Annotated in this window: 19 protein-coding genes; 3 read left to right on the plus strand and 16 right to left on the minus strand. The window is 55.7% G+C overall.

Translation table 11 applies throughout. From position 1 onward, the window contains the following. The 9 genes from KW828_RS16285 to fkpA all read right to left on the minus strand — a co-directional run. Positions 1-271 (minus strand): GTP-binding protein (locus tag KW828_RS16285; RefSeq protein ID WP_048955487.1); only part of this gene is annotated, 271 nt, incomplete at its 3' end. Between the two features lie 71 nt (positions 272-342). Then, entirely contained in the window at positions 343-2457 is a 2115-nt protein-coding gene (gene fusA, locus KW828_RS16290) for an elongation factor G (protein ID WP_218337377.1), read from the minus strand. A 94-nt stretch (positions 2458-2551) separates the two neighbouring features. Beyond that, positions 2552-3022 (minus strand): 30S ribosomal protein S7, encoded by a 471-nt coding sequence (gene rpsG / locus KW828_RS16295; protein ID WP_072571286.1) that lies wholly within the window; start codon positions 3020-3022, stop codon positions 2552-2554. A 95-nt stretch (positions 3023-3117) separates the two neighbouring features. Further along, positions 3118-3492, minus strand: coding sequence for a 30S ribosomal protein S12 (gene rpsL, locus KW828_RS16300; protein WP_003023654.1), 375 nt, complete (start codon positions 3490-3492; stop codon positions 3118-3120). Positions 3493-3615: 123 nt separating this feature from the next. Further along, the gene (tusB, locus tag KW828_RS16305; protein WP_218337379.1) at positions 3616-3903 is read right to left on the minus strand and encodes a sulfurtransferase complex subunit TusB; all 288 of its coding nucleotides are present in this window, start codon (positions 3901-3903) and stop codon (positions 3616-3618) included. 7 nt (positions 3904-3910) lie between these two features. Beyond that, positions 3911-4270: a sulfurtransferase complex subunit TusC gene (tusC, locus tag KW828_RS16310; RefSeq protein ID WP_218337381.1), complete on the minus strand. Its 360-nt coding sequence runs from the start codon at positions 4268-4270 to the stop codon at positions 3911-3913. Then, positions 4270-4656 (minus strand): sulfurtransferase complex subunit TusD, encoded by a 387-nt coding sequence (tusD, locus tag KW828_RS16315; protein ID WP_218337382.1) that lies wholly within the window; start codon positions 4654-4656, stop codon positions 4270-4272. Before tusD ends, tusC begins: the two co-directional genes overlap by 1 nt. Beyond that, positions 4656-5378 (minus strand): transcriptional regulator, encoded by a 723-nt coding sequence (locus tag KW828_RS16320; protein WP_218337383.1) that lies wholly within the window; start codon positions 5376-5378, stop codon positions 4656-4658. Before KW828_RS16320 ends, tusD begins: the two co-directional genes overlap by 1 nt. Positions 5379-5588: 210 nt before the next feature. After that, positions 5589-6410, minus strand: coding sequence for an FKBP-type peptidyl-prolyl cis-trans isomerase (gene fkpA / locus KW828_RS16325; RefSeq protein WP_218337384.1), 822 nt, complete (start codon positions 6408-6410; stop codon positions 5589-5591). 230 nt (positions 6411-6640) lie between these two features. On the opposite strand from fkpA, the gene KW828_RS16330 reads away from it, so the two are divergent. Further along, complete coding sequence (locus KW828_RS16330; protein WP_218337467.1) at positions 6641-6859, plus strand: protein SlyX; 219 nt, start codon at positions 6641-6643, stop codon at positions 6857-6859. Between the two features lie 76 nt (positions 6860-6935). Here the strand turns inward: KW828_RS16330 and slyD are convergent, their stop codons facing one another. From slyD to kefG, 4 genes are all read right to left on the minus strand, one after another. Next, positions 6936-7523, minus strand: coding sequence for a peptidylprolyl isomerase (gene slyD / locus KW828_RS16335; protein ID WP_218337386.1), 588 nt, complete (start codon positions 7521-7523; stop codon positions 6936-6938). A 94-nt stretch (positions 7524-7617) separates the two neighbouring features. After that, the gene (locus KW828_RS16340; protein WP_088220925.1) at positions 7618-7818 is read right to left on the minus strand and encodes a YheV family putative zinc ribbon protein; all 201 of its coding nucleotides are present in this window, start codon (positions 7816-7818) and stop codon (positions 7618-7620) included. A 9-nt stretch (positions 7819-7827) separates the two neighbouring features. Next, on the minus strand, positions 7828-9633 hold the full coding sequence (gene kefB, locus KW828_RS16345) for a glutathione-regulated potassium-efflux system protein KefB (RefSeq protein WP_218337387.1): 1806 nt from the start codon (positions 9631-9633) through the stop codon (positions 7828-7830). After that, entirely contained in the window at positions 9633-10187 is a 555-nt protein-coding gene (gene kefG / locus KW828_RS16350; RefSeq protein WP_218337388.1) for a glutathione-regulated potassium-efflux system ancillary protein KefG, read from the minus strand. The genes kefB and kefG overlap by 1 nt, the downstream gene beginning before the upstream one ends. A 148-nt stretch (positions 10188-10335) precedes the next feature. On the opposite strand from kefG, the gene KW828_RS16355 reads away from it, so the two are divergent. Both KW828_RS16355 and KW828_RS16360 read left to right on the plus strand, forming a co-directional pair. Further along, on the plus strand, positions 10336-12240 hold the full coding sequence (locus KW828_RS16355; protein ID WP_218337389.1) for an ABC transporter ATP-binding protein: 1905 nt from the start codon (positions 10336-10338) through the stop codon (positions 12238-12240). Between the two features lie 2 nt (positions 12241-12242). Further along, positions 12243-13178 carry a LysR family transcriptional regulator gene (locus KW828_RS16360; protein WP_218337390.1) on the plus strand — a complete coding sequence of 312 codons (936 nt, stop codon included), beginning with the start codon at positions 12243-12245 and terminating at the stop codon, positions 13176-13178. A 205-nt stretch (positions 13179-13383) separates the two neighbouring features. Here KW828_RS16360 and mdcH read toward each other — a convergent pair whose 3' ends face one another. From mdcH to KW828_RS16375, 3 genes are read right to left on the minus strand one after another with little or no spacing between them, the layout of a single operon-like run. After that, positions 13384-14286, minus strand: a complete 903-nt coding sequence (gene mdcH / locus KW828_RS16365; RefSeq protein WP_218337391.1) for a malonate decarboxylase subunit epsilon — start codon at positions 14284-14286, stop codon at positions 13384-13386. Then, on the minus strand, positions 14286-14906 hold the full coding sequence (locus tag KW828_RS16370) for a malonate decarboxylase holo-ACP synthase (RefSeq protein ID WP_218337392.1): 621 nt from the start codon (positions 14904-14906) through the stop codon (positions 14286-14288). The genes mdcH and KW828_RS16370 overlap by 1 nt, the downstream gene beginning before the upstream one ends. Positions 14907-14909: 3 nt before the next feature. Further along, the gene (locus tag KW828_RS16375; protein ID WP_218337394.1) at positions 14910-15869 is read right to left on the minus strand and encodes an AEC family transporter; all 960 of its coding nucleotides are present in this window, start codon (positions 15867-15869) and stop codon (positions 14910-14912) included. Between the last annotated feature and the right edge of the window lie 113 nt (positions 15870-15982).

Below are 15982 nucleotides of genomic sequence, written 5' to 3' on the forward strand. Positions count from 1 at the left end.
TTTTAACATAGTCGGCGTGGCCCGGGCAGTCTACGTGTGCGTAGTGGCGAGTCGGGGTGTCATATTCAACGTGGGAAGTGTTGATGGTGATACCACGAGCTTTTTCTTCCGGCGCGTTATCGATCTGGTCGAATGCACGAGCAGAACCACCGTAGGTTTTAGCCAGAACGGTAGTGATTGCAGCGGTCAGAGTAGTTTTACCGTGGTCAACGTGGCCGATGGTGCCCACGTTAACGTGCGGTTTTGTACGTTCAAATTTTTCTTTAGACACGGCTATATTCCTTACTATAGTGCTCCCCCCTCAAGGAGAGAGCACGGGATCAATGTTTTTAAAACCTGAGCTTATTTGCTACGGGCTTCAATTACGGCCTGAGCTACGTTGTTCGGGGCATCATCATACTTCAGGAATTCCATCGTGTATGATGCACGACCTTTGGTCAGAGAACGCAGCTGAGTCGCATATCCGAACATTTCAGACAGCGGAACTTCAGCGTGGATCTTAACCCCAGTCACGTCAGATTCCTGACCGCGCAGCATACCACGACGACGGCTCAAGTCACCGATGACGTCACCAGTGTTCTCTTCCGGCGTTTCTACTTCAACCTTCATGATTGGCTCAAGCAGAACAGGTTTTGCTTTCTTAAAGCCATCTTTAAAGGCAATAGACGCAGCCAGTTTAAACGCCAGTTCAGAGGAGTCAACGTCATGGTAAGAACCGAAGTGCAGACGCACGCCCAGATCTACTACCGGATAACCAGCCAGCGGACCAGACTTCAGCTGCTCCTGGATACCTTTATCAACGGCCGGGATGTATTCGCCAGGAATTACACCACCTTTAATGTCGTTGATGAACTCATAACCTTTCGGATTTGAGCCCGGCTCCAGCGGGTACATGTCGATCACAACGTGACCGTACTGACCACGACCACCAGACTGCTTAGCGTGTTTACCTTCAATGTCGGTAACTTTCGCGCGAATCGCTTCGCGGTAAGCAACCTGAGGTTTACCCACGTTAGCTTCAACGTTGAATTCACGCTTCATGCGGTCAACGATGATGTCCAGGTGAAGTTCACCCATACCAGCGATGATGGTCTGGTTAGATTCTTCGTCGGTCCATACGCGGAATGACGGGTCTTCTTTAGCCAGACGGCCCAGAGCCAGACCCATTTTTTCCTGGTCAGCTTTGGTTTTCGGTTCTACGGCGATGGAGATAACCGGTTCCGGGAATTCCATACGCTCCAGAATGATCACGTTATCCGGATCACAGATGGTGTCACCTGTGGTCACGTCTTTCAGACCGATTGCAGCAGCAATGTCGCCCGCGCGAACTTCTTTGATCTCTTCACGTTTGTTAGCGTGCATCTGAACGATACGACCAAAACGCTCACGAGCCGATTTCACTGGGTTATAAACGGTATCACCAGAGTTAACCACGCCAGAGTAAACGCGGAAGAACGTCAGGTTACCAACGAACGGGTCGGTAGCAATTTTGAATGCCAGAGCAGCAAACGGCTCGTCATCACTTGCATGACGCTCAGAAGGAGTGTCTTTACCGTCGTCCAGCATACCGTTGATTGCCGGTACGTCTGTCGGTGCTGGCAGGTAATCAATTACCGCATCCAGCATCGCCTGAACACCTTTGTTCTTAAATGCAGAACCACAGGTTACCAGGATGATTTCGTTGTTCAGAACGCGCTGACGCAGAGCACCTTTGATTTCTTCCTCGGTCAGCTCTTCGCCGCCCAGGTATTTTTCCATCAGCTCTTCAGAAGCTTCAGCAGCAGATTCGATCAGATTCTGGTGCCATTCTTCAGCCAGGTCAGCCATGTCTGCAGGGATGTCTTCGTATTCGAAGGTCACGCCCTGGTCGGCATCGTTCCAGTTGATGGCTTTCATTTTCACCAGGTCGATAACGCCGGTGAAACCTTCTTCAGCACCAATCGCCAGCTGCAGCGGAACCGGGTTCGCGCCCAGACGGGATTTGATCTGACCAACAACTTTCAGGAAGTTAGCGCCCATGCGGTCCATTTTGTTAACGAACGCAATACGCGGAACTTTATATTTGTTTGCCTGACGCCATACGGTTTCAGACTGCGGCTGAACACCACCAACTGCGCAGTAAACCATTACAGCACCGTCAAGAACACGCATGGAACGTTCTACTTCGATGGTGAAGTCAACGTGACCCGGGGTGTCGATGATGTTTACGCGATGCGGTTCATACTGCTTCGCCATACCAGACCAGAATGCGGTAGTCGCAGCGGAGGTAATGGTGATACCACGCTCCTGCTCCTGCTCCATCCAGTCCATGGTTGCGGCGCCGTCATGAACTTCACCGATTTTATGGTTTACACCGGTGTAGAACAGAATACGTTCGGTAGTAGTGGTTTTACCGGCGTCGATGTGCGCACTGATACCGATGTTACGGTAGCGTGCAATGGGTGTTGTACGAGCCATTTGATTCCTCTATTGCCTTTGGCGTTCAATTTAAGTAGCCCAAAGCGGGCAGCTTTTGTGAAGCGCCCGCCTGGTGACTATTACTCCGAAGGGATTACCAACGGTAGTGTGCGAACGCCTTGTTGGCTTCAGCCATACGGTGAACGTCTTCACGTTTCTTAACTGCAGTACCTTTGTTCTCTGCAGCATCAGAAAGTTCGTTCGCCAGGCGGAGAGCCATGGATTTATCACCGCGTTTACGAGCAGCTTCAACGATCCAACGCATTGCCAGAGCATTACGACGAACCGGACGTACTTCAACTGGAACCTGATAAGTTGAACCACCAACGCGACGGGACTTAACTTCTACAGTCGGACGCACGTTTTCGAGAGCAACTTCGAACGCTTCCAGGTGGCCTTTACCGCTACGTTGAGCCAGGGTCTCAAGAGCAGTGTAGACGATTGATTCTGCAGTAGATTTTTTACCATCTACCATCAGGATATTTACAAATTTAGCCAGCAGTTCTGATCCGAACTTAGGATCCGGCAGAATTTTACGCTGACCAATGACGCGACGACGTGGCATGGAAATACTCCGTTGTTAATTCAGGATTGTCCAAAACTCAAAGAGTTTAGTTTGACATTAATATAAAACGTTTGGCCTTACTTAACGGAGAACCATTAAGCCTTAGGACGTTTCACGCCATACTTGGAGCGTGATTGCTTACGGTCTTTAACGCCGGAGCAGTCGAGCGCACCACGTACGGTGTGGTAACGAACACCCGGGAGGTCTTTTACACGACCGCCACGGATCAGGATCACGGAGTGCTCCTGCAGGTTGTGACCTTCACCACCGATGTAGGAAGTCACTTCAAAACCGTTTGTCAGACGAACACGGCATACTTTACGCAGTGCGGAGTTCGGTTTTTTCGGGGTAGTAGTGTATACACGAGTACATACACCACGTTTTTGCGGGCATGCTTCCAGCGCAGGCACGTTGCTTTTTGCAACTTTGCGAGCGCGTGGTTTGCGTACCAGCTGGTTAACTGTTGCCATTAAATAGCTCCTGGTTTTAGCTTTTGCTTCGTAAACACGTAATAAATCGGCCTCATACAATATGAGGACGCAGAATTTTAGAGCTGTGCTGAAAAGGTGTCAAGAAATATACAGCGATCCACACTACCAGGACATCTGAACGGCATGTTTTACCGTCAGGCTGACGAATTCAGTATAGCTGACCCTGGCAATGCTGTTCGAAATTTGACCAGAAAGACCGCGCGCGGCGATGTCTTCGTTTAGCGCATGAACCGATATGGGGGCGGCCAGCAATAAATCAAGGTAACGCCCGCCTTCAATGCCCGCGATCACCCCATCGGATAAGAGAAGCAGATCGTCCCCCGCCTGCAGCGTACGCAACAGGGCTGTCATATCGCACTGCCAGGGTGAGTGATGCAAAGTATGCAGCATAAGGGCCTCAGAACGTCATGACGACATCGTATTTATTGAGCTGGTCACGCAGCGCCTCCGGCTCAAGTGGCTCGACATCAAGTATCAGCGGCGTGGATGCCGATAATCCGCGCTCCCGCAGCGACGCCGCACACAGCCAGCACTGTTCGATGTCGTACAACGGCAGCACTTTGAAGGTGGCGATGTAGTCACGCGCCAGAATCTCAGCAGGCTGCTGTGCTTTCAGCAGCTGGAACACGCCGTCACCGATAAAAAAGACGCCAATCTCTTCAGTCAGCGCCGACATTGCCAGCAGCGCATCCAGCCCTTCACGACCGGAAGCAGAGCCGTGCGGCGCAGTTTTAAACACAAAAGCGACAGCTTTCATCAGAATTGCACCATTCGATCGCAGGTCAGCGCGGTTTCTGCCAGCGAGCCAAGGCCGCTCAGCACAAACCCCGGCTGCAAATTCGCACCAGGCAATCCCAGACGACCTGCTTCAGCGTCATCCGTCACGCCGCGACGCAGCGCTGCCGCGACGCAAATGTGCAGCGCAACCTGATGCTCAGCGTGCAACTGTTGCCAGGCGCGCACCAGATCGAATTCATCGCTGGCCGGGGCGGTAAGTTGATTGGCGTTATACACGCCCTCCCGGTAAAAAAACACGCTGACCAGCTCATGACCGGTAGCCAGCAACGCCCGGGCAAACTGCCACGCGCTGCTCGCCTGCTGCGTACCATAGGCGGGGCCTGTGACCAGAATGGCAAACCGCATTACTTCTCTTGCCCCAGAAAATCACCGCTTTTGAACTGGCGGATGTAAAGATACACCGTGTGCTTGGAGATATTCAGACGATCGGCGACCTGATTAATCGCATCCTTAATATCGAAAATGCCTTTCTCGTAAAGATTCAAAACGATCTGACGATTTTTTGCGTTATTAGAGACGTTACGATCGGCATTCACTTCTTCGATGGTGAACTCCAGCGTTTGCGTTACCAGATCTTCCACCGAGGAGGCGAAGTTAACCGAGGAACTGACATCCGGCGTTTCCGGCGGCACGAAGGTGCTCATAATCTGTGAGAACGGCACATCAAGATTCATGTTGATACACAGCAGCCCGATAACCCGATGGTCACGGTTGCGGATGGCGATAGTTTCGGACTTCATCAGCACGCCGCTTTTAGCGCGCGTAAAATAGCATTTGGAGACGCTGCTATCCGCACCAGTCATGTCATGCAGCATACGCAGGGCAAGATCCGTGATCGGCGATCCGATTTTGCGGCCGGTGTGTTCACCGTTAGCAATGCGAATGGCGGAGCATTTAAGATCCTGCAACGAGTGCAATACAATTTCACAGTGGGAGCCAATGAGCATCGCTAACCCGTCCACTACCGCTTCGTAGGATTTGAGGATATCGAAGTCAGTCTGATCGAAGGGACGTTGATCCAGCAAATCAAGCTCACTGGTTTCGTTGGTTAATAGCGACCTGGACATGAAAAAAAACACTCCTTTTCAGGAGCCTGTCGTTAACTTTTCAGGGCAGGCTCATCATTTACACGGACAACTAAGTTAATACAGCGCGGGCAATGCTTGCCAGCGTTAATTAACTCCGCGGCGCTGTGGGTCACAGGCGCGTCAGATAGAGTATATATCGGCCCTGCAATAAAAAACCGCCGCCCATTCAGGCGGCGGCTTTCAGCATGCTTACTTCTTATCCGCTTCTGCTGCTTTTTCAGCCGGTGCGGCTTCAGCCTGCGCTTCCGCTTTCGGTGCTGGTTTGATGTCTAACAGTTCAACATCAAAGACCAGGGTGGAGTTTGCCGGAATACCTGGAACGCCGTTTTTACCGTAGGCCAGCGCCGGTGGGATAACCAGCTTGATTTTGCCGCCTTTCTTGATGTTTTTCAGGCCTTCAGTCCAGCCTGGGATCACACCGTCCAGACGGAATGACAGCGGCTCGCCACGGGTGTAGGAGTTGTCGAACTCTTTACCGTCGATCAGCGTACCTTTGTAGTTCACCACTACGGTATCGCTGTCTTTCGGTGCGTCGCCGGTGCCTTCTTTCTCTACTTTGTAGAGCAGGCCGGTAGAGGAGGTCTTCACGCCTTTCTCTTTAGCAAAGGTGTCGCGGTAAGCTTTACCTTTGGTTTCGTTATCTGCTGCGTCTTTATCCATCTTCGCCTGGGCAGAAGATTTCACACGCGTTTCGAAAGCCTGCAGGGTCTGTTCAATTTCCTGATCGGACAGTTTGCTCTTATCAGCAAAGGCATCCTGAACACCTGCGATCAGCTGATCTTTATCCAGCTTGATACCCAGTTTTTCCTGTTCTTTCAGGGAGTTTTCCATGTAACGGCCCAGTGACGCGCCAAGCGCGTAGGCCGATTTCTGGTCATCATTTTTGAATGCAGATTTGCTGTCTGCCGCAGGTGCGGCTTTCGCAGCGGTATCCGCAGCGAAGGTCAGCGGAGCATTCAATGCGACAGCCATCGTCGTTGCCAGCAGCGTTACTTTTAACAGTGATTTCATCCATTTCTCCAGGGCCGGGGGGTTCCCCCCTCGTTAACTTAATAAGATGCGTACTATAAAACGTTGCGGAAGAAATCAACATATAGACTTCCCCGATAATCGCTTCTTTTGAGACTATTTTTGTTTAAATTAGTTTCTTCAGGACGTCGTATTGCTGCGCGAGGGCGTAAACTTCAGTAGAATCCGCCCGCCGCGAGGCCCCATAACGACGACAACATGAGAGGTGAATGATGCAGGAAATGACGCTGGAAATGCGACTGGCAGAACTGGAAAGCCGTCTGGCTTTTCAGGAAATCACCATCGAAGAACTGAACCTGACCGTCACCGCGCATGAGCTGGAAATGGCGAAAATGCGTGAACATTTGCGTCTGATGGCCGATAAAATCAAAGCCAGCCAGCCGTCACATATCGCGGCGCAATCAGAAGAGACGCCGCCGCCCCACTATTAACAGGCAAAAAGTAAGACGTAAAAAAAGCGGGATTAACCCGCTTTTTTTGATCATGCAGTGTAGAAGCCGCGCCGAATTAATGGCAACCGCAGCCGCCGTGACCGCCGCAACCACCTTTACCGTGCTCATGATCACCGTGATCATGGCCGTGGCCGCCGCAGCAACCGTCACCGTGTTCATGGTCGTGATGATGATCGTGCGCACCGTGAACGTGGCCGTGAGCCAGTTCTTCTTCCGTTGCTTCACGAATGGCAACCACTTCAACGTTGAACTTCAGGTTCTGGCCGGCCAGCATGTGGTTACCGTCAACCACAACGTGATCGTCTTCCACTTCAGTGATTTCAACCGGTACCGGACCCTGGTCAGTTTCAGCCAGGAAACGCATGCCAACCTGCAGTTCATCAACGCCCATGAAGACGTCTTTCGGTACACGCTGTACCAGGTTGTCGTCGTACTGACCGTAAGCGTCGTTTGCGGTAACCGCTACATCAAATTTGTCGCCAGGTTCGTGACCTTCCAGCGCGGTTTCCAGACCAGAGATCAGGGAGCCGTGACCGTGCAGGTAGTCCAGCGGCGCACTCACCGGAGACTCATCAACCAATACACCGTCTTCTGTACGTACCTGATAGGCCAGGCTGACCACCAGGTCTTTTGCTACTTTCATGATATCTCCTGAGCGTGGGAAAATTGCTGGCGCAGATTGTAACGGAATTCTGCCCCTGTGTACCCTTAAGCATAAAAAAAGCTGGGGTATATCGCTAGTCCGGATGAAAAATGCCGATCACTTGCTCTTCTTTGCGAACATGCTCGCGGGCTTCTTTATCCGCCTCGCGCATCTGATGACCGCACTTAACACACTCAACAACATCAATATTATTTTCCCGCCACATGGCCAGCGTATCCTGCGCCTGGCAGGCCGGGCATTTCGCACCGGCGATAAAGCGTTTACGTATTGTCATCATTTTGCCTCATTCGAATTCATCCCAGCCGTCAAACTGCCGCCGTTCCTGCTGCATCTCACGCTGGAAAATCTCTTCCAGCTCGCGGCGCGCTTCCCGGACGCGGGAGATTTGTGCCGTATCGCTGTGCACCGGCATCAGTTCGCGCAACATGCGCATGTCCAGACGGCGGAAGTGCAGCTGCGCGCGCTGGGCCTGATGGGGATGCACGCCCAGCGTGATCAGCGCTTTGCGCCCCAGCTCCAGCGCACTGGAGAAGGTTTCACGGGAGAACTGCGTCACGCCCGCCTGTAATAATTCATGTGCTTCTACACGACCCCGCGCACGGGCGAGGATCGCCAGATGCGGGAAGTGCTGCTGGCAGATTTCCACCAGCTTCATGGTGTCTTCCGGCTCGTTACAGGTAATGACGATGGATTGCGCCGCCTCTGCGCCCGCCGAGCGCAACAGCTCCACCTGCGTGGCATCCCCGTAATAGACTTTATAGCCGTATTTACGCATCAGGTTGACCGCGCTGATGTCGCGCTCCAGCACCGTAATACGCATTTTATTCGCCATCAGCAGACGCCCGATCACCTGACCGAAACGCCCAAAGCCGACAACAATCACCTGCGGCTTGTCATCCTCCACCCACGGCGCTTCGTCTTCATCTTCCGGGCCGTTGAAGTGCCGTGACAGCTGTTTATCCACCACTTTCATCACCAGCGGCGTGGTCATCATCGACAGCGTGACCGTCACCAGCAGCAGCGCCATCTGATCATTGTGGAACAATCTTTGGGATGACGCCGCCGAAAAGAGCACAAAAGCAAACTCCCCGCCCTGGCTCAGCACGCCGGCAAACTGCATCCGTTCGGAACGTCGCAGGCCGTACAGCCGCGCCAGGCCATATAGCACCAGCCCTTTTACGGCCACCAGCACGATGACGCTCACCAGCACCCACAGCAGATGGGTATAAAGGATGCCTAAATTAAGCGACATGCCGACGGAGATAAAAAACAGCCCCAGCAGCAGGCCCTTAAAGGGATCGATAGCCATTTCCAGTTCATGACGATACTCACTCTCCGCCAGCAGTACCCCGGCAATAAAGGTGCCGAGCGCCATCGACAGGCCGAGCGCATCCATAAACAGCGCCGATCCCAGCACCAGTAACAGCGTGGCGGCGGTAAACACCTCCCGCACACCGGAACCGGCAATGTAACGAAACACCGGGCGCAGCAGATAACGACCGCCCACCAGCATCCCGGCGAATGCCAGCACTTTCATGCCGATCTTCATCCAGTCGAGATGCTCGTCGCCATTGCCCGCCAGCAGCGGCACCAGCGCCAGCGCCGGGATCACCGCCAGATCCTGGAACAGCAGCACCGAGAAGCCGAGCTGCCCGCCTTCGTTGCGGTTCATGCCTTTATCGCGCATCAACTGCAACGCCATCGCCGTCGAAGACATCGCCAGTCCCAGCCCGCCAATCAACGCCGCCTGCCACGAGAATTCGGTGAGCATCAACAGTCCGGCGAGGATTGCCGCACTCAGCAACACCTGCGCCGCCCCGATGCCGAAAATCGATCGTCGCAGTTGCCACAGCTTCGACGGGTTCAGCTCCAGGCCGATGATAAACATCAGGAACACCACGCCCAGCTCTGAGAAATGCAGAATTTCATCCACATCACTGATAAACCCGAGTCCCCACGGGCCAATAGCAATCCCCGCCAGCAGGTAACCGAGTACCGCGCCGATACCCAGCCTCGCTGCCAGCGGCACCGCCACCACGGCGGCAAACAGGAACAGCACTCCTGCCAGTAACAGATCAGAACCTTCCATCACAGGCCTCCCGTGGCAACAGGTGCGGCCAGCCAGTCACCGTACGCTCTGGCGTGGCTCGCCAGCTCATCCGGCCGTTGCCGCCGCGCACGGTAGATAATCATCGGCGTAAGCCAGTGCATTTTGCACATCGCTGCCGTCAGTTCGAAGGGGCGCAAAATATCGCTCATTGGATAGCGGTTCAGGGCGTCATAACGATAGGCACTCTCCGGCTCGCCGGTCGTGATGACGCTACGCCAGTACTTTCCCGCCAGTTGATTTCCCCCCGGCCCGCTGGCAAAGCCGCGGCTTAATACGCGATCCAGCCACTCTTTCAGCAGCGCCGGACAGCTGTAGGTATAGAGGGGATGCTGGAACACGATCACATCGTGCTCGCGCAGCAGCGCCTGCTCATGGGGAATATCGATAAAGAAATCAGGATAATGTGCATAGAGATCATGCACCGTGACATTGTTGAGTTGCGTTGCCGGTTTAAGTAAGACCCGGTTGGCGACCGACTCTCCGGATTCCGGATGGGCATATAACAGCAATACTTTCGCTGTTGGTGACATCATTCCCCTCCCGGGCGTCGTGCACGTCATTTTAATGATTTTGTGTATAAGCTTCGTTTTGGGCTACCATGGCGCCCCGGTGCGGCGGATCGCCCACTACCCTAAAATATCATAATGACAAATTAATATAGTCGGAACATAACGGCGCTCTATGATTGTTTTCTCCTCGTTACAAATTCGTCGCGGCGTACGCGTCCTGCTGGACAATGCCACTGCCACCATCAACCCTGGTCAAAAAGTCGGGCTGGTCGGTAAAAACGGCTGCGGGAAATCCACGCTGCTGGCGCTGTTAAAAAACGAACTCAGCGCCGACGGCGGCAGCTTCACCTATCCGGCAAACTGGCAGCTGGCGTGGGTGAATCAGGAAACCCCGGCGCTCAGCGAACCCGCGCTGGATTACGTGATTGACGGTGACCGCCAGTACCGACAGTTTGAAGCCGAACTGAACGCCGCCAACGAACGTAACGACGGTCATGCCATTGCCACGGTGCACGGCAAGCTCGACGCCATCGACGCCTGGACCATCCGCTCCCGCGCCTCCAGCCTGCTGCACGGCCTCGGCTTTTCGAATGAACAGCTTGAGCGCCCGGTAAGCGACTTCTCCGGGGGCTGGCGTATGCGCCTTAACCTGGCGCAGGCGCTGATTTGCCGTTCCGATTTACTGCTGCTCGATGAACCCACCAACCACCTCGATCTTGACGCGGTGATCTGGCTGGAAAAATGGCTGAAAAGCTATCAGGGCACGCTGATTTTGATTTCCCATGACCGTGACTTCCTCGATCCGGTGGTGGACAAAATTATTCATATCGAACAGCAAAATATGTTCGAGTACACCGGCAACTACAGCGCTTTCGAGCGCCAGCGTGCGACGCGGCTGGCCCAGCAACAGGCCACCTACGAAAGCCAGCAGGCGCGCGTGGCGCATCTGCAAAGCTTTATCGATCGTTTCAAAGCCAAAGCCAGCAAAGCCAAACAGGCGCAGAGCCGTGTGAAAATGCTGGAACGTATGGAGCTTATCGCCCCGGCGCACGTGGATAACCCGTTCCACTTCAGCTTCCGCGCACCGGAAAGCCTGCCGAATCCGCTGCTGAAAATGGAAAAGGTCAGCGCCGGGTATGGCGATCGCACCATTCTGGATTCCATCAAGCTTAACCTCGTGCCCGGCTCCCGCATCGGCCTGCTGGGGCGTAACGGCGCGGGTAAATCAACGCTGATCAAACTCCTGGCGGGCGAGTTAAATCCAGTCAGCGGTGAGATTGGTCTGGCGAAAGGCATCAAGCTGGGTTACTTCGCCCAGCATCAACTGGAATTTTTACGCGCAGATGAATCCCCGATCCAGCACCTGGCGCGCATTGCGCCGCAGGAGCTGGAACAGAAACTGCGCGACTATCTTGGCGGCTTCGGTTTCCAGGGCGATAAAGTCAGCGAAGTAACCGAACGCTTCTCCGGCGGCGAAAAAGCCCGTCTGGTACTGGCGCTTATCGTCTGGCAGCGCCCTAACCTGCTGCTGCTTGATGAACCGACCAACCACCTGGATCTGGACATGCGCCAGGCGCTGACCGAAGCGCTGATCGAATTCGAAGGCGCGCTGGTCGTCGTTTCGCACGACCGTCACCTGTTGCGCTCCACCACCGATGAGTTTTATCTGGTGCACGGCGGTAAAGTCGAAGCCTTCGACGGCGATCTGGAAGATTATCAGCAGTGGCTGAGCGACATTCAGAAACTGGAAAACCAGCCTGCTGACGGCGCGAAAGATAACGTCAACAGCGCCCAGTCGCGTAAAGATCAGAAGCGTCGTGAAGCTGAACTGCGCACGCAAACGCAGCCGCTGCGCAAAGAGATCGCTCGTCTGGAAAAAGAGATGGAAAAACTCCAGGCGCAGCAGGCGGCAGCGGAAGAAAAACTGGGTGACAGCGAGCTGTATGACCAGAGCCGTAAAGCCGAACTCACCGCCTGTTTACAGGCGCAGGCCAGCGCGAAAGCCGGTCTTGAAGCGTGTGAAATGGCCTGGCTTGAAGCCCAGGAACAGCTGGAAACCATGCTGCAAAGCGACTGACCATGAACCACGACATCCTCAGTGAGATCACGTTTCGCAAGCTCGCCATTTTCATGACGTTTATGGAGAAGGGGAACATTGCCCGCACCGCCGAAGCGCTGGCGTTAAGCGGCGTCAGCGTACATCGCGCGCTGCATACGCTGGAAGAGAACGTGCGCTGTCCACTGTTCGTGCATAAAGGTCGCACCCTGATGCCGCTACCGGCGGCATGGACGCTGTTGGAGTATTGTCAGGAAGTCACGCAACTGATGACGCGCGGTCTGGAAGAGGCGCGCAAAGCCGCAGGCGTCGGTCAGGGACGGCTACGCGTGGGGACGCTCTACTCGCTGACGCTGGAAACCGTGCCACGGCTGATTATGGGCATGAAGCTGCGCCGTCCGGAGCTGGAGATAGCGCTGACCATGGGCTCTAACGACACGCTGTTGCACATGCTGGAGGCCGGGGAGCTGGACGCGATCATCATTTCGCTGTCAGAGGCGCAAATCGATCGCAACAGCCTCGAAGTGCTGCCGCTGTTTCACGATGATATTTTTCTCGCTGCCCCCGCATCCGCCACGCTCAACCTGTCAGCACCGGCGGATTTGCGCGATTTCCGCCAGCAAAAATTTGTCTCGCTGGCAGAAGGTTTTGCCACCTACGCAGGCTTTCAGGAAGCGTTTCACATTGCCGGCTTTGAGCCGGAGATCGTCACCCGCGTGAACGACATTTTCTCGATGCTGAGTCTGGTGCAGGCAGGCGTTGGCTTTACCCTGATGCCAGGCCGCATGAAGAAAGTGTACGAAAACTCGGTGCAGCTGTTAAAACTCGCCGAGCCGTACCAGATGCAGCAGCAAATCGCCATCGTCTTTCCCCGCAACCGCGAGCACGATCCCAGCCTGCTGGCGCTCGCCGCCGAGGGCCGCATGTACGCCCGCAGTTTGCAGGAAGCGGGTAGCTGAGTTGAATCTGTCAGGTGGCGCTTCGCTTACCCGACCTACACGACTCTATGACGGACCTTTTTGCCGGGTGGCGGCTGCGCCTGACCCGGCCTACGCGATCTACATACTATGTCGTTGTAGGCCCGGCAATGCTTACCCGACCTACATGACAACGCGATCGGCGTAATTTTGTAGGCCCGGCAAGCCTGCGCCGCCGGGCAATGCGTTACCGCTGCTCGCGAAGGCGTTTCGCCAGATGCCGCGCCACATCAATGCCGCTGCGCTCCAGCGAAATCGTCTCGCCTTCCCAGGCCGCCTGGCGGGTTAAACAGGTCAGGACGCCACCCGGTGGCATCTCGATGGCCAGCCGCGCTTCACGCTCATTGGCGGCGATCATCGCCTCCTGCCAGCGCACGGTGCGCGCCATATTCATCGCCAGATCGTCGGCAATTGTCTCCGGCTGCCACAGCACCCGTCCGGTGCTGCCGCTCAGATAAGCGCATGCCGGACGGGATAAACTCACCCCGGCAAAGGCCTGCGCCAGCTGTTCTGCCGGACGGGCCAGCAGCTCACAGTGGGATGGCACGCTGACCGCCAGACGCTTCGCCTTGCTGGCCCCTTTCGCCATCGCTTTTTCCGCCACCTTCGCCATCTCTTCATCACGACCAGCAATGACAATTTGCGTTTCCGCGTTCAGGTTGGCGATCCAGGTATGACTTCCTTCGCTGATCGCTTCCACCTGCGGCAGCGTCAGGCCCATGATTGCCGTCAACCCGTAACCGTGCGGGTACGCCTGTTCCATCAGATCGCCGCGCAGGGCCACCAGCCGCAGCGCGTCGTCAAAGGCCAGCGCCCCGGCCACCACCGCCGCCGGGTAGGCACCAATCGACAAGCCACTGACGATGTCCGGTGCCACGCCCTGCCGCTTCAGTTCGCGCGCCCAGGCCACACCGGCGATCAACAGCGACAGCTGCACCGCGCGGGTGTGCTCCAGCGCCGCTGGCGTATCAAGGGTATCGACTTCCGCACCCAGCACGGCACGCGCCTCGGCAAGCGCCGTGCCGGGCAGCTGTTGCAACATGCCGGGATGCTGCGTCCCTTGTCCGGGAAAGGTAAACAGAATTTTCATTAGTCCTCCCTGCGCCAGGGATCGCTCACCAGACGCGGCCCCTGACGGGTTTTGAGCAGTGCCTGGCCGTCGCGCAGCCACTCATTGAGCGCGAAACCGCCGTTTGGCGTTTCCACCTGTGTATCGGCGCGGCACAGGGTGGTAGCCAGCCGCTGCTGCCACTCCATCAGCGCGTCGCGCGACAGCGGGTGTGGGGCGCGGATCAGCAGATCCAGATCGCTTGCGGCATGGATCACCGGGATACCGGTCGCCAGCGCATAGCCGACGCTGCCGGTGATCCCCCAGCCCCACGGCCAGGCGTGCTGCGCCAGCTGAAACGCCACCTGGACTGGTGGCGCGGAGATAAAGGGCGAGTTGACCAGCGCCTGGGCGTCGGTCAGCTGCTCCGGGGTGACGACACGCGCAGCATACTGTGCGTCCACCCAGCCTGGCGCACGCTGGTCGCGGCGCAGACCGCGCACCCCCACCGGGATGCGCCCCTGCTCATCAACATCACGCCGCACCACCACGGGCAACCCCGCATGCCAGACCGTATCCACCCAGGATTCAGTCACCCCTTGCAGGGCGCTGCGGTCAGTCAGCCAGAGAAGATCGTGCGGGCGCAATGATGATGAAGTCATGTTTTACATTCCTGAAGTCAGCGAGATAAACAGCGGCAGAGACAGAATACACAGCACCGAACTTAACAGCAGCACGGCTTCGGCATCCGGCGACTGGACGCCAAAGCGGTTACCGAAGACCACGCCGAAGAAACCGGCCGACAGGGCAATCATCAGGATAGCGGTAATGGCGACCGGGCCAGACAGGCCTAACGCCAGCACGATCCCCCAGGCAATCACCGGCTGGATCAGCAGTTTGGCAATGGTCGAGGTGATCACCATGGTGTTGATTTGCAGTTTACGCGCCGAGAGGATCAAACCGGTCAGGAACAGCGCCGCTGCGGTGGCGGCAAGTCCCAGCGGTTTAATCGCCGCCAGCGCCAGCTCCGGCATATGAATACCGATCGCGGATAAAATCACACCCAGCAGCGGGCCCATGACGATAGGTTTTTTAATCGAACGCCACATCAGCACCGGCAGCATCGCCAGCGTTGAGCCGCTGTTAACACCTTCCGCACGCGCTTTTTCACGCTCCAGGATCAGCAGACAGAACGGCGTCATCAGCACGGAACCACAGGCAATGGATACCGCAACGGAGAGCGAGGTGGACGAGGTTTCACCCAGCACGCTGCCCAGGATCGGCAGGCCCAGCGCCGCATAGTTCGGCAGGGCAACGGTGAGGGTCAGCACCGCCGCATCCTGTGGGGATTTTTTAAAGACGCTGGTGGCGAGGAAATAGATGATGGCGTAGGTGATCCACATCGCCAGCGTCAGCACCACGATCAGCGGCGACTGGGCGACAATGCCGTCCCACGGCGTCTGCACGGTGGCGCTGAACAGCGCGGCGGGCAGGGCAAAATCCATCACGAAAATATTGAGCAGGGAAACATTTTTGTTATCAACCATTCCGGCCTTACCGGCCCAGAATCCCAGCAGCATAATGATAAAAATCGGTGCAAGGGCATGAACAATTACGTAAGTCATAAAATCACCTATAAAGGAATTGAGTAAGCACTGACGCGATGTTTATTATTTTTCAGATGCACGCTTCCTCGTGGGCACAGAGAGTGTGCCCACGGGGCGGTCATTCCGGCAGG

Source organism: Enterobacter sp. ENT03 (genome assembly GCF_019218745.1).
GTDB lineage: Bacteria > Pseudomonadota > Gammaproteobacteria > Enterobacterales > Enterobacteriaceae > Enterobacter_D.